The sequence below is a fragment of the Bacillus sp. REN10 genome (assembly GCF_016820555.1).
Taxonomy (GTDB): Bacteria; Bacillota; Bacilli; order Bacillales; family Domibacillaceae; genus Bacillus_CE.
Window position 1 is genome coordinate 480,471 of record NZ_JADHDW010000001.1, and the last position, 25,449, is coordinate 505,919.

General features: G+C 41.5%; 29 protein-coding genes and 1 other annotated feature. Of the genes, 20 read left to right on the top strand and 9 right to left on the bottom strand.

Annotation, left to right across the window (positions count from 1 at the left end; genetic code table 11):
* The first annotated feature begins 195 nt into the window (after positions 1-195).
* Entirely contained in the window at positions 196-1,605 is a 1,410-nt protein-coding gene (gndA, locus tag IRB43_RS02425; RefSeq protein ID WP_203361997.1) for an NADP-dependent phosphogluconate dehydrogenase, read from the top strand.
* Positions 1,606-1,639: 34 nt separating this feature from the next.
* On the opposite strand, the gene IRB43_RS02430 is transcribed toward gndA, so the two are convergent.
* Together IRB43_RS02430 and zwf are read right to left on the bottom strand one after the other, a co-directional pair.
* The gene (locus IRB43_RS02430) at positions 1,640-2,260 is read right to left on the bottom strand and encodes a cyclase family protein (RefSeq protein WP_203361823.1); all 621 of its coding nucleotides are present in this window, start codon (positions 2,258-2,260) and stop codon (positions 1,640-1,642) included.
* 17 nt (positions 2,261-2,277) lie between these two features.
* Positions 2,278-3,780, bottom strand: coding sequence for a glucose-6-phosphate dehydrogenase (gene zwf / locus IRB43_RS02435; protein ID WP_203361824.1), 1,503 nt, complete (start codon positions 3,778-3,780; stop codon positions 2,278-2,280).
* A 174-nt stretch (positions 3,781-3,954) separates the two neighbouring features.
* Between zwf and rnz the strand changes: the two genes are divergently transcribed.
* Positions 3,955-4,869: a ribonuclease Z gene (gene rnz, locus IRB43_RS02440; RefSeq protein WP_203361825.1), complete on the top strand. Its 915-nt coding sequence runs from the start codon at positions 3,955-3,957 to the stop codon at positions 4,867-4,869.
* A 52-nt stretch (positions 4,870-4,921) separates the two neighbouring features.
* Here the strand turns inward: rnz and namA are convergent, their stop codons facing one another.
* Together namA and proC are read right to left on the bottom strand one after the other, a co-directional pair.
* Entirely contained in the window at positions 4,922-5,938 is a 1,017-nt protein-coding gene (namA, locus tag IRB43_RS02445) for an NADPH dehydrogenase NamA (protein WP_203361998.1), read from the bottom strand.
* A 73-nt stretch (positions 5,939-6,011) separates the two neighbouring features.
* Positions 6,012-6,839 (bottom strand): pyrroline-5-carboxylate reductase, encoded by an 828-nt coding sequence (gene proC / locus IRB43_RS02450; RefSeq protein ID WP_203361826.1) that lies wholly within the window; start codon positions 6,837-6,839, stop codon positions 6,012-6,014.
* Between the two features lie 136 nt (positions 6,840-6,975).
* Positions 6,976-7,197: a binding site (T-box leader), on the bottom strand.
* Between the two features lie 204 nt (positions 7,198-7,401).
* Here proC and IRB43_RS02455 point away from each other — a divergent pair.
* Positions 7,402-8,376, top strand: a complete 975-nt coding sequence (locus IRB43_RS02455) for an MBL fold metallo-hydrolase (protein ID WP_203361827.1) — start codon at positions 7,402-7,404, stop codon at positions 8,374-8,376.
* 14 nt (positions 8,377-8,390) lie between these two features.
* Complete coding sequence (locus IRB43_RS02460; protein WP_203361828.1) at positions 8,391-9,185, top strand: SDR family NAD(P)-dependent oxidoreductase; 795 nt, start codon at positions 8,391-8,393, stop codon at positions 9,183-9,185.
* Between the two features lie 60 nt (positions 9,186-9,245).
* Here the strand turns inward: IRB43_RS02460 and IRB43_RS02465 are convergent, their stop codons facing one another.
* From IRB43_RS02465 to IRB43_RS02475, 3 genes are all read right to left on the bottom strand, one after another.
* The gene (locus IRB43_RS02465) at positions 9,246-9,506 is read right to left on the bottom strand and encodes a YqzH family protein (protein WP_203361829.1); all 261 of its coding nucleotides are present in this window, start codon (positions 9,504-9,506) and stop codon (positions 9,246-9,248) included.
* 2 nt (positions 9,507-9,508) lie between these two features.
* Positions 9,509-9,724, bottom strand: a complete 216-nt coding sequence (locus IRB43_RS02470) for a CDGSH iron-sulfur domain-containing protein (RefSeq protein ID WP_203361830.1) — start codon at positions 9,722-9,724, stop codon at positions 9,509-9,511.
* A gap of 133 nt (positions 9,725-9,857) precedes the next feature.
* Entirely contained in the window at positions 9,858-10,766 is a 909-nt protein-coding gene (locus tag IRB43_RS02475) for an alpha/beta hydrolase (RefSeq protein WP_203361831.1), read from the bottom strand.
* Positions 10,767-10,892: 126 nt separating this feature from the next.
* Between IRB43_RS02475 and IRB43_RS02480 the strand changes: the two genes are divergently transcribed.
* On the top strand, positions 10,893-11,150 hold the full coding sequence (locus IRB43_RS02480) for a YqkE family protein (RefSeq protein WP_343070778.1): 258 nt from the start codon (positions 10,893-10,895) through the stop codon (positions 11,148-11,150).
* Positions 11,151-11,201: 51 nt separating this feature from the next.
* Here IRB43_RS02480 and IRB43_RS02485 read toward each other — a convergent pair whose 3' ends face one another.
* The gene (locus IRB43_RS02485; protein ID WP_203361832.1) at positions 11,202-11,846 is read right to left on the bottom strand and encodes an SIMPL domain-containing protein; all 645 of its coding nucleotides are present in this window, start codon (positions 11,844-11,846) and stop codon (positions 11,202-11,204) included.
* A 55-nt stretch (positions 11,847-11,901) separates the two neighbouring features.
* A complete protein-coding gene (locus tag IRB43_RS02490; RefSeq protein ID WP_203361833.1) occupies positions 11,902-12,822 on the bottom strand; it encodes an aldo/keto reductase in 921 nt (306 codons plus the stop codon).
* Between the two features lie 110 nt (positions 12,823-12,932).
* Between IRB43_RS02490 and IRB43_RS02495 the strand changes: the two genes are divergently transcribed.
* The 15 genes from IRB43_RS02495 (at position 12,933) to IRB43_RS02565 (ending at position 25,354) form a co-directional block, all read left to right on the top strand.
* Positions 12,933-13,484: an NUDIX domain-containing protein gene (locus IRB43_RS02495; protein ID WP_203361834.1), complete on the top strand. Its 552-nt coding sequence runs from the start codon at positions 12,933-12,935 to the stop codon at positions 13,482-13,484.
* Positions 13,485-13,561: 77 nt separating this feature from the next.
* Positions 13,562-14,194: a stage II sporulation protein M gene (gene spoIIM, locus IRB43_RS02500; RefSeq protein ID WP_203361835.1), complete on the top strand. Its 633-nt coding sequence runs from the start codon at positions 13,562-13,564 to the stop codon at positions 14,192-14,194.
* 114 nt (positions 14,195-14,308) lie between these two features.
* Positions 14,309-14,788 carry a ferric iron uptake transcriptional regulator gene (gene fur / locus IRB43_RS02505; protein ID WP_095478316.1) on the top strand — a complete coding sequence of 160 codons (480 nt, stop codon included), beginning with the start codon at positions 14,309-14,311 and terminating at the stop codon, positions 14,786-14,788.
* 230 nt (positions 14,789-15,018) lie between these two features.
* The gene (locus tag IRB43_RS02510; RefSeq protein WP_203361836.1) at positions 15,019-15,234 is read left to right on the top strand and encodes a DUF4227 family protein; all 216 of its coding nucleotides are present in this window, start codon (positions 15,019-15,021) and stop codon (positions 15,232-15,234) included.
* Positions 15,235-15,238: 4 nt separating this feature from the next.
* Complete coding sequence (xerD, locus tag IRB43_RS02515; RefSeq protein WP_203361837.1) at positions 15,239-16,132, top strand: site-specific tyrosine recombinase XerD; 894 nt, start codon at positions 15,239-15,241, stop codon at positions 16,130-16,132.
* A 206-nt stretch (positions 16,133-16,338) separates the two neighbouring features.
* Positions 16,339-17,523 carry a phosphopentomutase gene (gene deoB / locus IRB43_RS02520; RefSeq protein ID WP_203361838.1) on the top strand — a complete coding sequence of 395 codons (1,185 nt, stop codon included), beginning with the start codon at positions 16,339-16,341 and terminating at the stop codon, positions 17,521-17,523.
* Positions 17,524-17,536: 13 nt separating this feature from the next.
* Complete coding sequence (locus IRB43_RS02525) at positions 17,537-18,352, top strand: purine-nucleoside phosphorylase (protein ID WP_203361839.1); 816 nt, start codon at positions 17,537-17,539, stop codon at positions 18,350-18,352.
* Between the two features lie 19 nt (positions 18,353-18,371).
* Positions 18,372-19,676, top strand: a complete 1,305-nt coding sequence (locus IRB43_RS02530) for a pyrimidine-nucleoside phosphorylase (protein ID WP_203361840.1) — start codon at positions 18,372-18,374, stop codon at positions 19,674-19,676.
* A 175-nt stretch (positions 19,677-19,851) separates the two neighbouring features.
* Positions 19,852-21,027, top strand: coding sequence for a D-alanyl-D-alanine carboxypeptidase family protein (locus tag IRB43_RS02535; protein WP_203362000.1), 1,176 nt, complete (start codon positions 19,852-19,854; stop codon positions 21,025-21,027).
* 110 nt (positions 21,028-21,137) lie between these two features.
* A complete protein-coding gene (spoIIAA, locus tag IRB43_RS02540) occupies positions 21,138-21,488 on the top strand; it encodes an anti-sigma F factor antagonist (RefSeq protein ID WP_203361841.1) in 351 nt (116 codons plus the stop codon).
* Position 21,489: 1 nt separating this feature from the next.
* Positions 21,490-21,930, top strand: a complete 441-nt coding sequence (gene spoIIAB / locus IRB43_RS02545; protein ID WP_203361842.1) for an anti-sigma F factor — start codon at positions 21,490-21,492, stop codon at positions 21,928-21,930.
* An 11-nt stretch (positions 21,931-21,941) separates the two neighbouring features.
* Complete coding sequence (gene sigF, locus IRB43_RS02550; RefSeq protein ID WP_203361843.1) at positions 21,942-22,700, top strand: RNA polymerase sporulation sigma factor SigF; 759 nt, start codon at positions 21,942-21,944, stop codon at positions 22,698-22,700.
* A 117-nt stretch (positions 22,701-22,817) separates the two neighbouring features.
* Entirely contained in the window at positions 22,818-23,441 is a 624-nt protein-coding gene (locus IRB43_RS02555) for a stage V sporulation protein AA (RefSeq protein ID WP_203361844.1), read from the top strand.
* 1 nt (position 23,442) lies between these two features.
* Complete coding sequence (locus tag IRB43_RS02560) at positions 23,443-23,850, top strand: stage V sporulation protein AB (protein WP_203362001.1); 408 nt, start codon at positions 23,443-23,445, stop codon at positions 23,848-23,850.
* A gap of 70 nt (positions 23,851-23,920) precedes the next feature.
* Entirely contained in the window at positions 23,921-25,354 is a 1,434-nt protein-coding gene (locus tag IRB43_RS02565) for a spore germination protein (protein ID WP_203362002.1), read from the top strand.
* The last annotated feature ends 95 nt before the right edge of the window (positions 25,355-25,449 follow it).

Below are 25,449 nucleotides of genomic sequence, written 5' to 3' on the forward strand. Positions count from 1 at the left end.
AGTTTTAAAATATAAAACTAGATGGTTTGGTATAACGACAGTTTACAATATTGCGAAAACTTTGTAAACAAAAAATTAATTTTTTTACAGGCTTATTGCAACAAAATGCAATAAAAAGTACTTTCAAAGGCTGTTTTGACAAGCAGAGATTGTTATAATATAAAAGTAAAGTTTATAGCTTAGAGAGGATGTGAAATCATGCCGCAACAAATTGGTGTGATTGGGTTAGCAGTAATGGGCAAGAATCTTGCTTGGAATATTGAAAGTCGAGGATACTCTGTTTCGGTCTTTAACCGTTCACGAGAAAAAACGGATGAAATGCTTCTTCAAAGTAAAGGGAAAAATATTATTGGTACATATAGTGTGGAAGAATTTATTCAGTCGTTAGAGACACCGCGAAAAATTTTGTTAATGGTAAAAGCGGGAGAAGCAACCGATGCAACGATTGAGCAACTAAAGCCATTTTTAGCGCCTGGCGATATTTTAATTGATGGCGGAAATACGTTTTTTAAAGATACACAACGCCGCAATAAAGAATTAAGCAACAGCGGTATCCATTTTATTGGAACAGGTGTTTCCGGCGGAGAAGAAGGAGCGCTTACTGGACCATCGATTATGCCGGGCGGACAAAAAGAGGCGTATGAACTTGTTTCGCCGATTTTTAAGGATATTTCTGCTAAAGTGAATGGTGAAGCATGTTGTACTTATATCGGTCCTGATGGGGCTGGTCACTATGTGAAAATGGTGCATAACGGAATTGAGTACGGAGATATGCAGTTAATCTCTGAAGCCTACTTTTTACTAAAGCATGTGCTTGGTTTAACAGCGATGGAGCTTCACGAAGTGTTCTCCGATTGGAATAAAGGAGAACTAGATAGTTATTTAATTGAAATTACAGCCGATATTTTTACAAAAGTAGACGAAGAAACAGGGCAGCCGCTCGTCGATGTCATTTTAGACAAAGCAGGGCAAAAAGGAACAGGTAAATGGACGAGTCAAAGTGCCTTAGACTTAGGGGTTCCGCTTCCGTTAATTACTGAATCTGTATTCGCTCGTTTTATTTCTTCGTTAAAAGAAGAGCGCGTACAGGCAAGTCAATTATTAAAAGGTCCAGAGCAGAAGGAATTTGCCGGTAACCGCGAGGAATTTATTGAAGCGGTGCGCAAAGCGCTGTATATGAGCAAAATCTGCTCTTATGCCCAAGGGTTTGCTCAAATGAAAGCGGCATCTGAAGAATATGGCTGGGACCTTCGTTATGGAGACATTGCGATGATCTTCCGCGGAGGCTGTATTATTCGCGCTCAATTTTTACAAAAAATTAAAGAAGCGTATGACTGTGAGCCAGGATTAACGAATTTACTGCTTGATCCGTATTTCAAAAACATTGTCGAGAATTATCAGGAAGCACTTCGCGATGTGTTAGCTACAGCGGTGAAGGCCGGAATTCCAGTGCCGACCTTATCAGCTGCTTTGTCGTACTATGATAGTTATCGTACGGCTTCCTTGCCAGCTAATTTAATTCAAGCACAGCGCGACTATTTCGGTGCCCATACATATGAACGCGTTGATAAAGAAGGTATTTTCCACACAGAATGGATGAAATAAAAACAAGCGGGTGCCTCACCCGCTTGTTTTTTTACTATACAGTGAAGTTGTCTATTAGAAGAACCCGAGCCGGTGAAGCATCTGTTCCAGAAATTTTAAGCGGAGCTGCCATCATAAAATAGCTTCCGGCTTCTACCTCTTTCAGCGCTAAACCTTCGATAATAATCACACCTTGTCCCATTAACGTACGATGAGTTGGGTGGCCTTCTTGCGCCCGTTCAATGCCGAGTGAATCAATGCCTACACCGGCAATACCGATGTTTGCTAAATATTCGGCAGCATCTTCAGCCACATAAATAAAGTCGAAATTGAATTCTGTATCAAATGAATTTTTCGTTTTTAATAAAATAAAGTCGTCTTTTTCAATGGACATTGCTTTAAGATCTGCTTTTGTAATTTTTTTCATTGCATGCGTCACATCAAGCACTTTGCAAGGACGGACGAGCTGTTCGATCGTGATCGTTTCAATCGTGTCGCCTTCATTCATCATATGAAGGGGAGCATCGACATGAGTACCTGTATGTACATCCATTGAAATGCGAGATTCTGTTACATGTCCGTTCGTTTTTGTTTCAATCGCCGGCTGTTTTTCCGGCTTGTTTTTATACACAGGCATACCGGGAAAAATGGGAGCTGTAATATCATAAATTTTCAATGTAAATACATCCTTTCTTAATTGCAAACATCTACTTCAAGAGTGGATAACGGCCACCAGAAGAAACCGTCTTTTTCCAATAGCTCATCTGCTTCTTTTGGACCGGTTGATCCGGCAGCGTAGTTAGGAAATGCAGCTTTTTTCTCTTCCCAATAGTCTGAAATGACATCAACAAAGCGCCAAGAGAGAGCGACCTCATCCCAATGGGTAAAGTTCGTTGCATCTCCACGAAGGGCATCATGTAATAGCTTTTCATAGGCTTCCGGTGTATTCATGCCATCGATACTGTTATTGGCGTAGCTGAGCTTGACAGGAATGGTTGACAGCTGCTGTCCGGATCGCTTGGCATTCAAATGAAGCGTAATCCCTTCTTCAGGTTGAATATGGATCACCAGCAAGTTTGGTGCAAGCGGCTGATCTGGCTGGTAATACAAGTTCATTGGAATATCTTTAAATTGAACGACAATTTTCGTGGACTTCGTTGGCATTCTTTTTCCTGTTCTTATGTAGAAAGGAACGCCTGCCCAGCGGAAATTATCAATCATCAGTTTTCCAGCGACGAATGTCTCTGTATTAGAATCAGGTGCGACATTTATTTCTTCAAGGTAGCCTTGTACATGTTCGCCGTCTAGTTCTCCTGGTCCGTATTGGCCACGGACGAAATAATCATCGGCATTTTCTTTTGTAATTGGACGAAGGGCACGCAGCACTTTTACCTTTTCGCTGCGGATCTCATCGGTCGAGAGCTTGATAGGCGGTTCCATGGCAAGCAAAGCGACCATTTGTATTAAATGGTTTTGGACCATATCCTTTAAGGCGCCGCTTGTTTCATAGTAGCGTCCGCGTTCTTCTACCCCAAGTATTTCGCTAGATGTCACTTGAATATTAGAGATGTAGCGGTTGTTCCACAACGGCTCAAACAAGGCGTTCGCAAAGCGAATGGCTTCAATATTTTGGACCATCTCTTTGCCGAGATAATGATCGATTCGGTAAATTTCATTTTCTTCAAAGGATTGACGAATTTGTTGGTTAAGCTGTTCAGCTGAAGGAAGATCGTGACCGAATGGCTTTTCGATTACGAGGCGGTGATATCCTTTCGTATCTGTTAGGCCATCTGCTTTTACATGATCAGCAATTGTACCAAAGAATTCAGGTGCCATTGCTAAGTAAAATAGGCGGTTTCCTTGTAAACTGTATTTTTCATCTAACTGATCAGCGAGTGATTTTAACGTGCGATAAGAGCCTGAGTCTGAGACGTCATGCGCTTGATAATAAAAATGAGAAACGAACTCATCTAGTTTCTCGCACTGGCTAGTAGAGGCCATTACAGATTCTTTCACATGCTGTTGAAATGTTTCATTTGTCCATTCTCTGCGAGCCGTTCCGATCACAGCAAATTGATCGTTCAAGCTCCCTTTTTGGTAGAGCCGGTACAAAGAAGGGAATAATTTTCTCTTCGCTAAGTCACCTGTTGCTCCGAATAATAAGATTAATGCTGAAGTGGTTTCTGTTGAATTCACAGTGTAAGACCTCACTTTATAATGTATAGAACTATTCTCTATTGCATTTTTTCATAAAATCAACTTTCATACAAGTACTATTTGCGATCGTAAAGGGTAGCATCTTTTTTGGGAATGTGACACAATATGAGGATAGTGAAAAAAGGCTAGTTGACTCACAAGGAAGTGGACATATTGGAATTATTATTTTTAGGAACAGGCGCTGGCATGCCTGCGAAAATGCGAAATGTCAGCTCAGTAGCATTGAAGATGTTAAATGAACGGGGAGCGGTCTGGCTATTTGACTGCGGCGAAGCGACTCAGCATCAAATTTTGCATACGTCGCTGAAGCCGAGACGGATCGAAAAAATATTTATTACTCATTTGCATGGCGATCATATTTTTGGGTTGCCTGGCTTTTTGGGAAGCCGCTCTTTTCAAGGTGGAGAGCTTCCGCTGACGGTATATGGACCGCCTGGGATTAAAGAATTTATCGATGTCAGTTTGCGCATCAGCTGTACAAGATTGCAGTATGAATTAACAGTTGTAGAGATAGAGGAAGGAATGATTGTTGAAGATGACACCATGACTGTAGAAGCTCGGCTACTTGATCATGGCATGGCATCGTATGGATATCGTGTATGCGAGAAGGATAAGCCAGGTGTGCTGCTCGTTGATCGGTTAAAAGAGGATGGTATTCCGCCCGGTCCGTATTATAAAGACATTAAAGAAGGGCGCCCAGTTCAATTAGCCGATGGCCGCTATATTGCGCCTAATGCTTATGTAGGGCCCCCTCAAAAGGGAAAAGTTCTCGCTGTTTTAGGGGATACACGACCTTGCGAAGCGGCAGTTATGCTTGCAAAAGAAGCAGACGTATTAATCCACGAGGCGACCTTTGCTGCGGACCAGCCACAAATGGCGTATGATTATTTTCATTCAACTACGCAGCAAGCAGCAGAGATTGCACGCGAGGCGGGAGCGAAAGCCCTTTGCTTAACGCATATTAGTTCGCGCTACACGAAAGAGGAAGCCGTCCTGCTTCGAAGCGAAGCGGAGACTGTTTTTTCCCCAGTCACTATTGCGTATGATTTAATGGAAATATCGATATGAACAAGAGACGGGGCTGTGACTCACAGCCCCGTTTACATATATGTAGCTTTCATTAATCCCAGCCTCGTTTATATTGTACAGGGGCATTGATCTCAGCATGTAATTGTTTGGCGGCTGTTCGCGGCCAATAGGGGTCACGCAGCAATTCCCGCCCTATAAAAATTAAATCGGCTCGGTCATTTTGGAGAATTTCCTCCGCTTGCAGGCCGGATGTGATCATCCCAACTGCGCCAACTGGTACATGTGCTCTGTGTTTGATTGTCTCGGCGAGTTTGACTTGATAGCCGGGAAAGATGTTGATTTGTGCTGGCACGACTGCTCCGGAACTGACATCGATTAAATCGACACCTAGTTCTTTCATTAATTTGGCAAATTCAATATAATCATTCACATTCAATCCGTGTTCGTGATAATCAGTGGCTGAGATACGAACGAATAAAGGTCCATCCCATTCTTGTTGAACTGCTTCAATGATTTCTTTTAAGAAGCGAAAACGACTTTCAGCGCTCCCGCCATATGCGTCGTCTCTTTTGTTGGTTAATGGGGATAAGAATTCGTTAATTAAATAACCGTGTGCTCCGTGGATTTCGATGATGTCAAAGCCAGCTTGCTTAGCCCGTTTCGCTCCTTTTGCAAAGGCATCGATCGTTTCTACGATTTCTTCACTTGTCATTTCTTTTGGCACCCTCATGCTTTCATCAAATGGCAGTGAGGAAGGAGCAAGAATGTCGCCGTTTACTGTTGACTTACGTCCGGCGTGAGCGAGCTGAATGGCTGTTTTTGCCCCATGCATCTTGATCATCGAGACAAGCTTCGATAAACCTTCTATGTGATCATCGCTCCAAATGCCAAGGTCACGTTCAGAAATGCGCCCCTCAGGTGTTACCGCGGTTGCTTCGATCATGATGAGGCCTACTTGCCCGACTGCGCGTGCAGGGTAGTGGATGAGATGCCAATCGGTGACTTTTCCGTCGTTTTCAGCCGAATACATACACATCGGTGACATAACGATTCGATTATTTAACGTGACATTTTTTATTTTATAGGATTCCAATAATTTGGCTGCCATCATTATTACTTCCTCCTTATGATTGATCTTTTTCATTATAGCAAGAGTTGTCAGACAGCCCAAATGATAGGTGTTAAGATTGAATAGATGTTTGGTATGGTAAGCCAAGCCGTTTCGATTGAGCCGTTGCTTCTTTAATGCAGTTGACGAAGGCCTCTTTTACTTGCTGATTTTCTAACAACCGAATACCAGCTTCTGTTGTACCACCTGGGCTAGTGACCGCTTTTCGCAGTTGTTCTGCCTTCCCGTCCGAAACAGATAGCATTTCTGCTGCTCCAAGCAAAGTTTGAATGATCAGAGGCTTCGAAATTTCTTTTTCTAGTCCGATCGCTTCAGCTGCTTGCTCCATTGCTTCGACGACATAATAAATATAAGCAGGGCCGCTTCCAGAAAGTCCGGTAACCGCATCAAGCTGTTCTTCTTTCACAACCTTTGTTACGCCAATAGAAGAGAAGAGGCTGAGAGCTTTCGCTTTTTGCTCTTCTGATACATGCTTATTTAACGCAATAGCTGTTGCTGATTTTCCAACGGCTGCTGATGTGTTAGGCATGGCTCGGATCACAGCGCATGGCTGATTTAGTTCTCTTTCAATAAAGCTAATCGTCACACCAGCCATTAAAGTAATAATTAAAGAAGTAGAACAAACGAAAGGTTTGATCGCTTCTAAAGCGGATTTTGCATCTTTTGGTTTCATTGCTAGCACGATAATTTTGCTGTCCTTGAACATTTCGTCGATTTGATAACTTGTATGAATATTGTATTGTTCTTCTAGTTCCTTCAGTCTTGCTTCGTTCGTCCGATTAGTTACATAAATGTCTGTGTGCTTTAGTGCTCCATTTGAAAGGGCACCAGAAATCATGGCCTCTGCCATGGAACCTGCTCCGATAAATACGGTTTTCATAGTATAGCCTTCCTCCTCCATAGGGTATGTGAAATGATGATATTGATCTTTGACAGAAAAGAATGAGTCAAAAATAGTTGGAAGCAACATCGGTATTTCACAACATTTGTACATAAAAAACACCCTTTCATCCTCCAGAAAGGACGAAAGGGTGTTAGCTTCCGTGGTACCACCTTTATTTGCGAACTTAAAAAAAGACCGCACTCTTCTCTTCCCGTTAACGCTGGGGAAGCGTTTAGGTTTTCCTAACAGCTCATAAGGTAGGTTCAATAAAAAAGCGGGTGATGAAGCCTTTCAGCCGGTGAACTTCATTCTCTGGCACCTTTTTTTATTTACTGGTCTTAGTCATCGCTTTTATTTTTAGAATTTTCTAATTAATACTTATCGATTTATATGTGATTATGCAGAATGATATGCCCTTCTGTCAAGGATTAATTTAAAAAAATGGTGAATTTTTTCAGCAATCATGGAAAGAAAATAATGACTTTTCCAATAGGAACATATAAAATTAAATGAATGATGCTTCAATATTTACCAATTATTCATGAGGTGGTGTGCAGAAATGACGAATGTAGAGCGGTTTGGAGATATTGCTAAAATTACGTTGCCCACTCCTTTTTCTGTTGGAGATGTAAATGTATATGTCATAAAAGGAGATCGTTTGACGCTTGTGGACGCTGGAGTTAAGACAAAGGCTTCTTGGGAGGCTTTTGTTTATGGATTATCTCAGCTTGGATATACGCCAGAAGATATAGAGCAGGTTGTATTAACTCATCATCATCCGGATCATGTTGGTCTGATTGATTTTCTCTCAGATGAAGTTGATGTGATTGGTCACCCTTATTGTGCTAAATGGCTATCATGGGATGAGGAATTTATGAAGGAGTATATAGATTTTTTACGTGCTTTATATGTTCAATTAGGTTTGCCGAAAGAGATGGAATTTCGTCCGGAACAAATAGGAGCTCCATTGAAATTTTCTTGTGAACAGGCGAAATTGACACAGGAGGTGCAAGAAGGTGAGCGCTTGCTCGGTCTGGATGAATGGCTCGTGTATGAAACACCTGGACACTCGCAAAGTCATGTCGTCTTTTTTCGAGAAAAGGATGGTGTGCTTTTAGCGGGAGATCATTTGTTAGCGACTATTTCTTCTAACCCTTTACTTGAACCTCCTCTGATTGTGGGCGAGGAACGGCCTAAGCCGCAAGTGCAATATAATCACTCATTGAGAAAAATGTTGCAATTGCCGATTGAAATTGCCTATACAGGCCATGGGGCAGAGGTGAAAAACAGTCACGCACTTATCCATCACCGTTTAAAAAGACAGCATGAACGAGCGATATCGGTAAAAGGGATGCTGAAAGATAGAGCGATGACCGCTTTTCAAGTATGCCAGCAGCTGTTTCCTTCGATTTACCAAAAAGAGACGGCTCTTACGTTATCAGAAACTGTCGGTCAACTAGATTACTTGCAAGACAATGGGCAGGTAGAAGCTCGATTGAATGATGAGGGGGTTTTGTATTATTTCTCTGTGTAAAAAGGGGTGGGGATTTGACTCGTCTACAAGGAAAAACGATCGTGATTACAGGCGCTTCTAGTGGCCTTGGATATGAAATAGCTAAGCTAGCAGCTCAAGAAGGGGCTAAGCTCGTTTTATTAGCGCGCCGTCTCGATCGCTTGCAGCTACTCAAACAAAAAATAGAACAGGACTTTGCTCAAAAGGATGTTCTTGTTTATTCGCTAGATGTTAGCAAAAGAACAAATGTTGAAGAAGTCTTTGCTGAGATCTTTACTCGTTGTGGTTCTATTGATGTGTTGATCAACAATGCCGGTTTTGGTGTGTTCGATTATGCTCATGAAGCCAAATGGGAAGAGACCGAGGCGATGTTTCAAGTCAATGTTTTAGGGTTGATTGCTTGTACTCAAGCAGTGATGTCGCATATGCAGGCACGCCGTAGCGGCCATATCATTAATATTGCTTCTCAAGCAGGGAAGATGGCCACGCCGAAATCGAGTGTATATGCAGCGACAAAACATGCGGTTCTTGGCTACACGAATAGCTTGCGGATGGAACTTGCTCGTGATCATGTACATGTCACCGCTGTGAATCCAGGGCCGATTGCGACCGACTTTTTCGCCACAGCTGATCCTTCAGGAGCCTATGTTGCTAATGTAGGCAAGTGGATGCTGCAGCCGGAAAAAGTAGCCAGGGCGATTATACAAGCCATTGGCACGAATAAAAGGGAAATTAATTTACCGAAGTGGATGAATGCAGGCAGTGTGTTTTATACATTGTTTCCGCGTGTCGTTGAGCGATTAGGGAGAAAAGCTTTTTTTAAAAAGTAGCATGTATTATGAGGGACTAGACTTCGTTGCTTGCTCAAGCAGCGAAGCCTAGTCTTTTCTTTATTCATTATTTCCGGTTACGAACGAGTAAATTTCATCTTCAATGACTTCGTAAAGTTCTTCCTCTCCGCCGGAGCAGCGTTGTTTAATCCGGTGAATAAGGTCGAGCAAAACTTCTTCATCCTCTTGCCAGTCCAATTCATAATCATAGTTGGCCAGGCTTTGTTCGATTCTTTTTTGAATAAATATGTGCGGCAATCCGATCTCCTCCAACAGCTCTGTAATTGTGAAGAATGGACAGCCGAGCGACTGTCCGTCCATAATTATTCTTCGTCTAACACTTTCTCAGCGCGTACGCAGGATTCAAATTTCCCTTTATGTCCCGCGTCACAAAATGGCATGTTTTCGGATAGCCCGCAGCGACATAAAGAAAAGGTTGGTTTTGTTTCAAATACGTTTCCATCCATATCAACAAGTTCTACATCGCCGGATACTTTGAAAGATCCATTATCCATTACTTTAATTTGTGCTTTTGACATGACAATTCCCCCTCTTATATGATTGACACAATTTGATCTTATAGAGAAAAGGGGGAAAAAGCAATATAAGGGGAAGATTCGTGTTTATCCCGCATTAACGGGCTGTAAGACCCCCACTAATTGAAGTTTCACTTTATTGCAGATCGAAATGCTTGAGAAAATGATCCACTACTTGTTCATATTGTTCCGGATTTTCATTAAAGGATTGAGCATGTCCGCCATTTGGTGCTAAATACAACTCCTTTGGTCCGTTTTTGCGACGAAAGAGTTCCTTTGTCATATCGGGGAGAATAAATTCATCTTGTTCACTATGGATGAAAAGAATCGGCTTTTTGATGTTTTCCACCGCTTGCAGAGGAGAGATCTCTGATAAACGAAAACGATCTCGTAAGGCAACCATCCACTCAGCTAAGTGAATCAGGAAACGAGGAGCCACTTTGATTTCCCGTTTCATTTGATGAATCATTTGCTCTCTAAAATCAGAGAATGGGCAATCAGCAATATAAAAATCGGCACGGTCCTCCACCGTTCCTGCATATAAAAGCAAAGTAGCGGCTCCCATTGATTCGCCGTGAATTCCAAAAGAAACATGTTCTCCTTCTCGACGGATGAGTTCATTGACGACAGCTTGTAAATCATACTTTTCATAATGCCCGTAACTGGTCGTTCCTCCTTCAGATTCCCCGTGGCGGCGATGGTCGTAAATAATGGAGTTAAAGCCACGCTTAATAAATATATTCATATATTTAATCGAATTGATTTTGTTTTCTGTGACACCATGACAGAAGATTACATACGGCCGACCGGGATAAGGAGCCACAAAGACGGCTTTCAGTCGGTAGCCAAAAGGCGATTGAATCCAGACTTCTTCTTTTGGTAGCTGTTCATATGCCTCCATGTCGAGTCGTTTTGATTCTACTTCTCGTTGATAAATAAGTTGTTCATCTTTTTTTCTCATGTACAGTACCCGGTTAGATACATACAGACCAGTAGCCGCGGTTACTGCAGCTGTCGTCCCAAGAAAGGTCAGCCACTTTTTCATACTCTCACCTCAAATTAGTCACATTCTACCTTTAGTCTACCATGTTAAGTGAGAAAGTTCATGTAGTTCACCTCAAGCTCATTCTAAGGTAAAATATACGATACATATAAGCAGGAAGGGGAAGAAATGATGAAAAAGAAAAAACAGTCAGCGAAACATCAACCAGCATCCGCTAAGGAAGATCTATTAACTTTAAAAGATACATTAAACGCCGGTGTTCTTGAACAGCTAAAAAGAAAGCAAAAAGAATTAAAAGAACAGGAGCAACAGCAAATAGATGCAGAAGAAAAGCGCAAGAAAGAGGACAGACGCCAGCGGGAGAAAAACAAAAGTTTTGAAGAATTGTTAAATGAAAGCTCGATGGATTGGATGAAATTTAAATAGAAGAAAGAGGTGATTCGTAAGTACACACTGGTGAATCACCTCTTTTTCATATTAAAAATTAGCATAAACAAAAACCGCCTCGACAGTAGCGGAAAAGGATAGTTCTCCGGGCTCGATCGGAACGGACTCGGTGCTAGCGGCTAACACCATTTTCTCCATTGGCCTTGGTTGCACATGGGCGCTTCTTTCTATCAAGTGATGCGGTGTTTCATTTAGTTGAACACGGAGCGTTTTCGCCAGTTCCTTCGCTTTTCCAATGGCATCTAAAGTCGCAAGCTGTAAGGCTTTACGATAGGCAGCGTGGGGGGTGGACGTCTTGAAGGTAATATCTTCAATGATATTGGCCCCGTTTTCGGTAGCAATGGTTAAAATAGTTCCGATTTGATTTAATTGGTTGACTTGCACTTCTAGTAAATGTCGAACCTCATAGCCAGTTAAAATCGATTTTCCTTCCGTATATTGATATACCGGTCTAACGGAATATTGCTTTGTCTTAATGTCATTTGAAGGAATCCCGCTTTTATTTAATGCTTGAATGATTTGATGAGAAATAGAGCTGTTTTGTTGTTGCGCCTCGATGACCTGTTTCGCTTCGCTCACAACACCGATCGTGATGATGGCTTGATCAGGGGCGGTCGTGACTGTTGCTTTTCCCTCAACGGTCATTGTATGGGCACGAGATTCATCATATTTCATTATTCTCCCTCCTTCGTTTTTAATATATGTCTTAAAGAAGGGAGTTACTACCTGTTTAACGATGCTGGCTGTAATGCGCTTCTTTTGTGAGTGTTTGCAATAATTCATATTCTTGCTTGGAGAGAGCGGCTTCCTTCACTGCGCGAATATTTTCCTTTAACTGCTGGACAGAGCTTGCCCCCGTAACAACTGAAGCGACGGCTTCACTTTGTAGAATATAGCGGAGTGCCAGACCGTTTAGCGAGTGGTTGCTTGCTGTTAGCTGTTCTAATTGTTCAAGCAGCTCTTTTAATTCCTGCGCTGAATAATCAAGATACCCTTGCTCTTTGATTTTCTCCCATTTTTCGCGCCAATGAGTGCTTAATAAGCCTTTAGCGAGCGGACCGCGCGCTACGACACTGATGCCGTGCTTTTCAAGTAAAGAAAGGACGTTTTCTTCTGGACGGCGATCAAGTAAGTTGTATTGCATCATGACGCTATCGATAGACGAACGCTTCACGAATTCGCGAATCACATTGGGGCGAATCGAGGATATTCCGTAAGCGCGGATCAATCCTTCTTTTTTGAGCTCTTCAAATGCTTCGATCGTTTCTTCGATCGGGTCATCGATCGTTCCGCCATGAAGTTGATACAGATCAATATAGTCGAGTTGTAGGCGTTGTAGACTATCTTTGACCGCCTGCTTTATGTATGCTTTTGATGGATCCCATGACCAGCCATCTTTCCCTTCCTGCCAACGATTCCCGACTTTTGTAGCGATGATTACTTGATCGCGAACCGATTTTAGCGCATGTCCAACGAGGCGTTCATTGATGCCAAAATCATACAAGTCGGCCGTATCAAAATAGTTAATCCCTTCTTCTAATGCAGCTTCAACAATAGCGTGTGCTACTTTTTCATCTGTTCCTAGCGACATGCAGCCCAGGGCGAGTTCACTGACTTCTAACGGCGATGTTCCAAGTGGTTGTTTTTTCATTTATCTTCCCTCCTTTCCCTTACTATAACGAAGAAAAGTTCTTCGAGACAAATGTTCTGTCTAGCTATGCTAAAATGAGAGGGAAAAAAGAGAAAAAGGGAGCGATCCGTGTGAAAAACTTTGAAGAAAAGACGATCCATATAGAACAAATTTTTGAAGGAAGAATCATTCGTCTCCAAGTCGATGATATTGTGCTGCCAGATGGGAAAATGGGTAAAAGGGAAATTATTAAGCATCCTGGCGCTGTCGCGGTGCTGGCTTTAACGGCTGAAGGAAAGATCATTCTTGTAGAGCAGTACCGCAAAGCATTGGAACGTTCAATAATAGAAATACCAGCGGGCAAACTAGAAGCGAAAGAAGAGCCGGAAGTATGTGCACGCCGAGAATTAGAAGAGGAAACGGGTTATGCATGTGAAAGTATGACGCTACTGCAATCATTTTATACTTCTCCGGGTTTTGCTGATGAGTTGGTTCACGTATTTATTGCCAAGGGCTTAGTGAAGAAGGAGAATGCGCGATCATTGGATGAAGACGAATTTGTGGAAGTGATGGAAGTAACGTTAACAGAAGCCGAGCAGCTCATTAAGGAGCAACGGATTTTTGATGCGAAAACAGTATATGCTATTCAATATTTACAACTTCAGCAGCAGCTAAATAAATAATCATCGGTTAAACAGACAGAAGCATATTAAGCTTTCCTAATACATACAGTGAACTAATAGTAAAAGGGGGAGCTTATATGCGGAAAAAGATCTCGTCGATTTTAATTGGTCAACATGTTCAGGCAAATGCCTCCATCTATGTATTTGTCGCTGTCCTTTTTTTCATGGGAGTTGTCTTTGGGGCTGTGGTGGTCAATAGTCTGTCGCTGAACCAAAAAGAAGATTTAGCCTATTATTTACAGCAATTTTTTGGGCAAGTGTCCGACGGTCAAATTGCGGCGTCTCAAGATATATTTTGGCAAAGTTTTGTTCATAATTTAAAGTATTTAGGCTCTATTTGGCTTTTTGGCATTTCCATTATCGGCTTGCCGCTTATTTTTATTTTTTTATTTATGAAAGGCATTGTTGTTGGCTTTTCGGTAGGATTTCTCGTACAGCAAATGAATTGGAAAGGCTTTTTCTTAGCGATGACGACGGTGCTGCCGCAAAACTTAATTATTATTCCCGTCTTTTTGTTTATTACCGCGGTCTCAACCGCTTTTTCCTTGCAGCTCATTAAAAAGATCTTTATGAAACAAGCTCAGCAGTTTTATATCGGTCCTTTCTTTATGCGGTATGTTCTGTTTTTATTAATAGCTATTGCAGCAGTAGCGATGGCGGCCGGAATTGAAGCTTATATTTCTCCTTTCTTAATGAAAACAGTAATATAATAATCATTCTCAGTAAAAAATAATTATTAGAAGAATATTGTAATGATTTTATTTTGCAACTTCCCTCCAATTTGTTATAATAAAGCATACATCAGCGTGGGAGGGGACTAATTGATGGAAAGTCGGATAGAAAGAATTAAGAAACAGTTGCATTCCGCGAGTTATAAATTAACTCCTCAGCGCGAAGCTACTGTAAGGGTGCTGCTTGAGCATGAAGAAGATCATTTAAGCGCAGAAGATGTATACCTCCTAGTGAAAGAAAAAGCACCTGAAATTGGATTGGCTACCGTCTATCGAACGTTGGAATTACTGAATGAATTGAAAGTAGTGGATAAGATAAATTTTGGGGATGGTGTTTCCCGTTATGATTTGCGTCAAGAAGGCGCGGCTCATTTTCATCATCATCTTGTCTGCATTGAATGTGGCGCAGTTGATGAAATTCAGGAAGACCTTCTCGAAGACGTAGAGGTCATTGTGGAACGGGATTGGAAATTCAAAGTGAAAGATCACCGTTTAACATTTCACGGGATTTGCTGGCGTTGTCAAGAAAAAGCCGAACAACAAGGCGAAAATGAGAAGCAGCATGTAGACTAATAAAGGGCTGTCCTAAAAAGAGGAGCAAACGCCTTCGCGATTACAGGTTGTATCGATGGAAGCATCCGATATGAATACCTCAGTGAAGAAGCGATGCGCTTGAAGGACAGTCTTTTTATATTGATTTTGTTCTTCATGATTTTTTGTTCATTCGTTCTAACCTTCTGCTGAACTAGCATAAGCTGTATAAATAAATAAACTAGCAGGAGGGGAGTAGAATACGTGAATGGATGAGGACGATACAGCGAGCGAGTGGAATCTTTTTTTTATTTACTAGTTTAACGCTCTTGTTTTATATTGGGATTGTTTGGTTTCAAAACGAATATGAAAAAAAGCATCGGTATGATGAGCCGGAGGGAGCGGCGCTGAAAGTAGCTGTTTCTTTAGATGAGTTAGATGTTCATTGGCTTGAGCGGCTGTTGCTTTTTTATTTAGATGGGGAGTAATGCAATGAAGGATCAATTACAAGATTTCATTCATTATATGGTCGTAGAGAAGGGGCTAGCTAAAAATACAATTTCCGCTTATGAGCGTGATTTAAAGCATTATTTACTGTATTTAGAGAAGGTGGAGCAAGTAGCTTCATTAAATGACGTCACGCGTGTTCATATTGTGCAGTTTTTAAACGAGTTGAAAACAGAAGGAAAGTCATCGAAAACGATCGCACGCCATGTAGCATCTATTCGATCTTTTCATCAATTTCTTCTGCGTGAAAAAGCAGTCGAACAAGACCCTTCTGTTCATATTGAAACACCGCAAATAGAGAAGAAATTACCGCAAGTACTCAGCTTGTCTGAAGTGGAAGCGTTAATGGAAGCGCCGGATATATCCACACCGTTCGGATTGCGCGATCAGGCGATGCTTGAGCTATTGTATGCAACAGGTATTCGGGTCAGTGAGTTAACTTCATTAAATTTAGAAGATATCCACTTAACGATGGGGTTTGTTCGTTGTTTTGGTAAAGGGAATAAAGAACGAATTATACCAATTGGTAAGACAGCCATCGGTGTGTTAGAGGCGTATCTTGAAAACGGAAGGCCGAAATTGCAATCTGCCAAACATACGACCGAAGCGTTATTTTTAAATCATCATGGCAAGCGTTTAACACGTCAAGGATTTTGGAAGATTTTAAAGACCTTGACTCAAAAATCGAATATCCAAAAAGACTTGACGCCGCATACATTGCGCCATTCTTTCGCTACTCATTTATTGGAGAATGGGGCGGATTTGCGAGCGGTTCAGGAAATGCTTGGCCATGCCGATATTTCAACGACACAAATTTACACACATGTGACGAAAACTCGAATGAAAGATGTGTATACACAATTTCATCCGAGGGCCTAGCAAAGTCATATAAAATAGAGGAAAAGGTTGTCCTGTATCAAGAAATAATTTGATTGGACAGCCTTTTCCTTTTGCTTGTACAAAAGCGGTTCCATCAGGTAAAATAAAAGCATAGAAGGTTGTCAGACTTCTGACGATTTAACATAGGATTATTCGAATAGAATTAGGGTAATATGTTCAATAAGAGAGAAAAAGGAGGAAGTAAAATGACAACACCTACATATAAACGCATTCATTTGCTTGTGATGGATTCAGTAGGAATTGGTGAGGCGCCAGATGCCGAGAAATTTAACGACCTAGGAGCAGATACATTAGGTCATATTGCTGAAAAAATGAATGGACTACATATGCCGAATATGGCGAAGCTTGGACTTTCTAACATTCGAGGCATTCAAGGTGTAGAAAAAGCGAGTGAGCCGCTTGCTTATTATACAAAGATGCAGGAAGCTTCCAATGGAAAAGATACGATGACTGGTCATTGGGAAATTATGGGGTTGAATATTGAGACACCTTTTCAAGTATTTCCAGATGGATTCCCAGATGAGCTTATTCAAGAGTTAGAACAGAGAACTGGCAGAAAAGTGATTGGCAATAAGCCGGCCAGCGGAACTGCGATTTTAGATGAGCTTGGGAAAGAACACATGGAAACAGGAGCGCTAATTGTTTATACATCAGCTGATTCTGTGCTACAAATTGCGGCGCATGAAGAAGTAGTGCCTTTAAAAGAATTATATCAAATTTGTGAAATTGCAAGAGAACTCACTTTGAATGAAAAATATATGGTGGGCCGTGTGATTGCTCGTCCATTTATCGGAGAGCCAGGAACTTTTACCCGCACATCGAATCGTCATGACTACGCTTTAAAGCCATTTGAGCGCACAGTGATGAATGAAATGAAAGATGCGGGGTATGACGTCATTGCGATCGGAAAAATTTCTGATATTTACGATGGAGAAGGTGTGACACAAGCGTTACGGACGACATCAAATATGGATGGAATGGACAAGTTTATTCAAACATTTGATCAGCCGTTTACAGGATTAAGTTTCGTTAACCTGGTCGACTTTGATGCGCTGTTTGGACATCGGCGTGATCCGATCGGGTATGGAAAAGCGTTGGAAGAGTTCGACGCTAGACTTCCCGAAGTTTTTGAAAAAATGACGGACGATGATTTGTTGATCATTACAGCCGACCATGGGAATGATCCGATTCACCACGGTACGGATCATACACGTGAATATGTTCCGTTAATTGCGTATTCTACACGCTTCCAATCCGGAAAAGAACTGCCGATTAGAAAAACGTTCGCTGACATTGGCGCCACAGTAGCTGAGAACTTTCATGTGCAGATGCCGAAATATGGAGAAAGTTTCTTAAAAGACTTAAAATAAGGGAGAAAAAACGATGAACTTGGAAAAAATACAACAAGCAACACACTATTTACAAAAGGTAAGTCAAAAAAGCCCGAAAATCGGTTTAATTTTAGGTTCCGGTCTTGGCGTGCTTGCGGATGAAATTGATGATGCGGTCAAAATTCCTTATAGTGACATTCCTGATTTTCCAGTTTCTACTGTAGAAGGACATGCTGGACAGCTCGTATTCGGTACATTATCAGGCAAAGAAGTAGTGGCGATGCAAGGTCGCTTTCATTACTATGAAGGATATTCTTTTGATCAAGTGACATTCCCTGTCCGCGTCATGAAAGCGCTAGGTGTAGAAATCGTGATTGTGACGAATGCAGCCGGAGGAGTGAATGAATCTTTTGAGCCGGGAGATTTAATGATTATTACCGACCATATTAATATGATGGGCGGCAATCCGCTGATCGGTCCAAATGACAATCGCCTTGGCGTACGCTTCCCAGATATGTCAGAAGCGTATAATAAAGAGCTTCAGCAATTGGCAAAGGATATTGCTAGCAACATCAATTTATCCGTCCGAGAAGGTGTATATGTAGGAAATACAGGACCGGTATATGAAACGCCAGCTGAAGTGCGGATGGCAAGAATACTTGGCGGTGACGCTGTTGGGATGTCCACTGTGCCAGAAGTGATCGTGGCCCGTCATAGTGAGATGAAAGTGCTTGGAATTTCTTGCATTTCCAATATGGCGGCTGGAATATTGGATCAGCCCCTTGCTCATGATGAAGTCATCGAAACAACAGAAAAAGTCAAAGCGGACTTTTTATTATATGTAAAAGAAATTATTAAATCTATGTAAAGAGAGGCGCGATCATCACATGAGAATGGTAGATTTAATTGAAAAAAAGCGTGATGGACATGAATTAACTACGGCCGAGATTGAATTTATTATTGAGGGCTATACAAAAGGCACGATCCCGGATTATCAAGTCAGTGCTTTATTAATGGCGATCTATTTTCAAGGGATGACAGAAAAAGAGCGAGCAGATTTAACAATGGCGATGGTCGCTTCCGGTGATCAAATTGATTTGTCAGCTATTGAAGGTATCAAGGTGGACAAACATTCTACTGGCGGGGTAGGGGATACAACAACGTTAGTATTGGGGCCGTTAGTGGCGGCTGTCGGTGTGCCTGTTGCAAAAATGAGCGGTCGCGGTCTTGGGCATACAGGCGGAACAATCGATAAGCTAGAAGCAGCAGAAGGGTTTCATGTTGAAATTACGAATGAACAGTTTATTGAGTTAGTGAATAAAAATAAGATCGCTGTGATTGGTCAAAGTGGCAATTTAACACCAGCCGATAAAAAATTATATGCGTTGCGTGACGTGACAGGAACGGTAAACAGCATTCCGTTAATCGCTAGTTCGATTATGAGCAAAAAAATCGCTGCTGGAGCTGATGCGATTGTATTAGATGTGAAAACCGGAGCGGGCGCGTTCATGAAGACGCTGGAAGACTCTCGGGCTTTGGCTCAAGCAATGGTAAACATCGGGAATCTTGTCGGTCGTCAAACGATGGCGGTGATTTCCGATATGAGCCAGCCGCTAGGATTTGCGATCGGAAATGCGCTGGAAGTACAAGAAGCGATCGATACATTAAAAGGAAAAGGACCGAAAGATTTAACCGAGCTTTGCTTAGTACTCGGCAGCCATATGGTGTATGCGGCGGGGAAAGCATCCTCTTTAGAAGAAGCTCGTCAAAAACTGGTCGACGTCATCGAAAATGGAGAAGCGTTAGAGAAGTTCCGAGTATTTATTGAAGCTCAAGGAGGAGATGGATCCATTGTGGATGATCCGATGAAACTTCCTCAAGCGGCTTATCAAATCGAGCTTCCGGCAAAAGAAGCAGGCTATGTGTCAGCAATTATTGCAGACCATGTGGGAACAGCGGCGATGTGGCTTGGAGCTGGACGAGCGACGAAGGAATCGGAAATCGATCTGGCTGTCGGTTTAATGTTAAATAAGAAAATTGGTGACGAAGTTGAAGTGGGCGAATCTTTAGTCACTATATACAGCAATACGGAAGAGGTAGAGAAAGTAAAAGAAGAACTGTATAAAAGCATTCTTCTTTCCGAAGAAAAAGTGGATCCGCCTGTACTCGTTCATGAAGAAATGACGAAATAAATCTATACGTACAAAGAAGCATCCTAAAAGGGTGCTTCTTTTTTATCGTTGGGAAAGAAACATGTCCAAAAAATTCATGTTATTGTTTCCTAAATATTTGTATAAAAATAGGGAAGTTGGAAAAAATGGGGGTTATACCGTATGGATAGTTAACCACAAGGGAGGTCATTGAATGATGATGCGAAAGTTTCTATTATTTCTTGTCTTTTTACTCATTTGTAATAGTGCACCCACTCTTTCTTTAGCTAATGAGACAAATGATAAGTTACCAATCGCAAATAATACGAAGTCCGCTATTTTAATCGAAAAAGACACTGGAACGGTATTGTTTGAAAAAAACAGCCATAAGCCGCTTCCCCCTGCTTCTATGACGAAAATCATGACGATGCTCCTTATAATGGAAGCGATTGAGGGCAAAAAAATCTCATGGACGGATCGGGTGCGAACGAGTGATTTTGCCGCTTCGATGGGAGGATCACAAATCTTTTTGGAGCCTGGAGAAGAAATGAACGTTAAGGAAATGCTTCAAGCGATTGCGATCGGATCAGCTAATGATGCCTCTGTTGCTATGGCCGAACGACTTGGCGGTAGCGAGGAAAATTTTGTGAAGATGATGAATAAGAGAGCTAAAGAGCTGGGCTTAAAACACACGCAATTTAAAAACGCAACGGGCCTTCCTGAAAAAGGGCACTACAGTTCTGCTCATGATATGGCGTTGATGGCAAAAGCGTTATTAAACCATGAGAAAATTACTGAATTCACAGGTACATACGAAACTTATTTGCGAGATGGTACGGATAAAAAGTTTTGGCTCGTCAATACGAATCGTTTAATTAAATTCTACCCTGGAGTAGACGGGGTGAAAACAGGGTTTACAAACGAAGCGAAATATTGTTTAACGACTTCGGCCAAAAAAGGAAAGATGCGTCTAGTGGCTGTTGTGTTCGGCGCGCCAACACCGAAAGATCGAAACGCTCAAATTACTAAGATGATGGACTATGGATTTGATCATTATACGTTGACGCCCCTGTATGAAAAAGGCAGGGACATCACTGATATCAAAGTGGTCAAAGGACATAAAAATAAAGTGTCTTTGCAAACGGGAGAAAATGTATCGATTATCGCTCATAAAGGGGACAAACAAGCAGAGTTAAAACAACAGCTATATGTAAAGAAAAACATTCATGCTCCGATTAAAAAAGGCACGAAGCTGGGGGAGTTACGCATCAAACGAGAAGGAAAAGTCATTTCAAAAACGCCATTAATTGCAAAAGAAGATATTCATAAAGCCAGCTGGTGGCAATTTTATAAAAAAGTGTTTCACTATTTCACGAAAACGACGGATTCATAATGACGAAGTGAGGCTTCTTTTAGCGAATGTCTACTAGTTTTGTCAAGGAGCAGGATTGATAAAGGACGCTGTCGAAATGCTTCCTATGACTGAAAAAAGGGGGCTTAATGATGAGCTTAACAGTAGAAATGGAAGTAGTCGATCAAGTTCTTTGTCTTCGTTTAATCGGAGAGTTGGATCACCATACAGCTGAATCGCTCAGAAAGCAAGCAGACGCAGCCATTGATAGACAAAGAATTCGCCATATTATATTAAACCTCGAAGAATTGACTTTTATGGACAGTTCAGGGCTCGGAGTTGTATTGGGGAGATATAAGCAAATTCAGCAAAAAAATGGTGAAATGGTCGTCTGTGCGATTTCTCCCTCCGTGAAAAGGTTGTTTGATTTGTCAGGTTTGTTCAAAATTATTGGAATGGAAACATCTGAACAACAGGCACTTGAACGATTGGGGGCAGCTTAACATGAAAAATGAAATGAATGTTCAATTTAGTGCGGTTAGTCAAAATGAATCATTCGCGAGGGTGGCCGTTGCTGCTTTCATCGCTCAGTTAGATCCAACCATGGATGAATTAACGGAAATAAAAACGGTTGTTTCTGAAGCTGTGACAAATGCGATTATTCATGGCTATGAAGGAAACCCAGCAGGCATTGTTTATATATCGGTCATCATTGATGACGGCTTGATCGATCTCGTCATTCGGGATGAAGGAATTGGCATGGAAAATGTGGAGGAAGCAAGACAACCATTATTTACAACAAAGCCAGAGTTAGAGCGTTCTGGAATGGGCTTTACGATTATGGAAAATTTTATGGATGAAGTGGAAATTACCTCACATCAAGGATCAGGCACCGTGATTCGTTTAAAGAAGCAGCTTGCTAATAAAAAAGCATATTGTAATTAAGGGGCCAAGCCATGGATGTTGAAATTAAAAAAAACAAGCCGACTATTTTATCCGATGCTCAGTTAAAGGAGTTAATTAAAGCTAGTCAAGAAGGAAATCAACAAGCGCGAGATACGATTGTTGAGAAAAATATGAGACTCGTCTGGTCAGTCGTTCAGCGTTTTTTGAACAGAGGATATGACCCTGATGATTTATTTCAAATCGGTTGTATCGGTTTATTAAAGTCCGTTGATAAATTTGATTTAAGCTATGATGTGAAGTTTTCAACTTATGCTGTCCCGATGATCATTGGCGAAATCCAACGCTTTATTCGGGATGATGGAACGGTGAAAGTGAGCCGCTCTTTAAAGGAAACCGGAAATAAAATCCGCAGGGCAAGAGAGGAATTGCTGAAAAAGTATGGCCGGACACCTACGATTCAAGAGATTGCCACTCATTTAGAGATTCCAGCAGAGGAAGCGGTCATGGCACAGGAAGCCGCGCGTTCGCCATCATCGATTCATGAAACAGTCTACGAAAATGATGGCGATCCGATTACTCTTTTAGACCAAATGGCGGATAAAAATGGCCAGCAGTGGTTTGATCAAATCGCCTTAAAAGAAGCCATTAGAGAATTGGAGGAAAGGGAGCGGCTGATTGTCTACTTGCGCTATTACAAAGATCAGACGCAAGCAGAAGTCGCTGCCCGACTCGGAATTTCTCAAGTTCAAGTGTCGAGGCTAGAGAAAAGGATTTTAACAGATATGAAAGAAAAAATGAAATCTACGTAAACGATTGCGCCGGTTCAACGATGGTTGGCCGGCTTTTTTATGGAAAGAATCGCATAAATGGGCAGGCTTGCGCTCATACTAAGCACTATAATGATGAAACAGCAAGGTGGGGAAATGATGGAAACTGCCATTTTTATTCGGTTGATTCCTCGGATTCACCTCGATATGAATGCGAAAGTAAAGTTAAAAGATATTGCTCAAGTCATTGCGCCAGAACCATTACTGCCAAGTGTACTCCACATGGACATACATCAGATTACGCCAAAGGATCAACAAATTGTGGTCATTGGAGCGATGACGATCGTGAAGATATTGCTTCAACGATGGCCAGAAGCAGATATCCAATTTATTGGACCTTCAGAAACAATTATTGATACTGCTGCACCTAAGAGAAAAGATTCTTTTCTTCTTTTTCTATTCGTTTGGTGTTTATTATTTACAGGTGCTGCGTTAACAATTATGAATTTTCATGAAGACGCCGGCATGCAAGCAGTTCATGTGAAATTATATGGAATCATCACGGGTGAGAGGAAAGAACATCCACTTATTTTGCAAATTCCGTACTCGATTGGCTTAGGTGTTGGGATGGTTTTATTTTTCAATCATTTATTTAAAAAGAAGTTTAATGAGGAACCGAGCCCTCTGGAAGTAGAGATCTTTAAATACCAGCAAGATGTGAATCAATATGTTGTATTAAATGAGTATAAAGAAAGCAGGAAGAGCAGTGGATACCGTTCATAATATGCTTTTAGCCATTCTTGGTTTAGCTGGCGGCTTATCTGTGGGCGTTGGTTATGTTGCCTTTATTACGGTCCTTGGCATTATTCCAAGGATGATGCAACTGACGAAAACGTTTAGAAAAATCAGAGAGTATGAATGGGCAGTCATTTTAGGCGTACTTGCTGGAACAGTCGGCAGCTTACACCCTATTCGACTGGTTGTATCCGCTCTATGGACACTACCTGTCGGTTTGTTAAGTGGAATGTTCATCGGTATGCTGGCGGCTGCATTGACGGAAGTATTGAATGTTTTTCCGATTATAGCGAAGCGACTCGGTGTTCATAAACATATTTTGGCATTGATTATGGCAATTGTTCTTGGAAAGATCGCAGGTTCATTGTTCCAGTGGCTGTATTTTGTGTACCAGTAAGCATATATCACGACAGCGAGGGGGGTTATCCGTGCAAGAAACGAAAGTAGCGAATATTCCAAAAGATCCTATGAAAATGAACGAAATCATGACAGGGAAAATTGGTTTAGGCAAAAGTTTTGATGTCGGCGTTCGTGAGTTTTTGATTTTAGGAAAAAAAGTGCATATTTATTACGTCAATGGATTGTGTGACACATTGTTCATTATTGGCATTTTATCAGAATTAACCCAGATTAACGATCATGAAAAAAGAAGTATGCACGTCGGTCAAGTGATTTACAATCGAATCGCCCATCAGTCAGTGGCAAAGATTGATGCAGTCGATCAAGTCATGGATCAAGTGTTGTCTGGATTAATCGCGATTGTCATTGAAAATGAAGAACAAGCTTTAGTTGTTGATGTTCGTAGCTATCCAGGACGACAGCCGGAAGAGCCAGATACAGAAAAGGTCGTTCGTGGTTCGCGTGATGGCTATGTAGAAAATATCATTGTCAATACGGGGTTAACAAGAAGACGCATTAGAGACGGGCGACTCCGTTTTGAAATGACAAAGGTTGGAAAGCGGTCCAAGACAGATGTAGCGATTGCCTATATCGATGGCATCGCTGACCCCGACTTAGTGTCCATTGTGAAACAAGAGTTAGATGCGATTGATATTGATGGCATTCCGATGGCTGATAAAACGATTGAAGAGTTTATCGTTAAACAAGGTTACAATCCTTATCCCATTGTCAGATATACGGAAAGAGCAGATATTGGTGCGGTTCATCTATTAGAAGGTCATGTGCTGTTATTTGTAGATACCTCACCAAGTGTGATCATTTTACCAGCCACTTATGTTCATCATTTGCAGCATGCCGAGGAGTTTCGGCAATCAGCCGCTGTAGGGACATTTCTTCGTTGGCTCCGCTTTTTTGCTGTGATCGCTTCGTTATTTTTATTGCCGTTATTATTGCTGTTTTCACTGGAACCTCAGCTGTTGCCAAACGCCTTGGAATTTATCGGTCCCAATAAAAAAACGAACATTCCTTTAGTATTGCAAATCTTTATCGCGGATATTGGGATTGAATTTTTAAGAATTGCAGCCATTCATACTCCTACTCCGTTGTCCACTGCGATGGGATTAATTGCTGCTGTTCTCATCGGGCAAATTGCGATCGATGTCGGTTTATTTGTAGCGGAAGTGATTTTATATGTAGCCATTGCCGCCATTGGGACCTATGCGACTCCTAGTTATGAGCTAAGCATTGCCAATAAATTATCTAGACTATGTTTACTAGTCGCGGTTGCCATATTTAAAGTGCCGGGATTTATGATTGCCTCCACTTGTATTATTATCTTTTTAGTGCATATGAGAGCCTTAAATACGCCTTATTTATGGCCAATTTTGCCTTTCGATCACCACGCCTTTTGGCAAATATTCTTAAGAAAAACGGTTCCGTCATCGAAGCTTAGACCATCGATCGTTAATCCGCGTGATTCTATTAGGCAACCGATAAAGTGAAACTTCAATCAGGGGAAGCTCCATCCCTTGCGAATTGTTAGTTGAACGGATCGGGATAAATGAATAACGATATTGAGCAGATAACCGATGTGTGG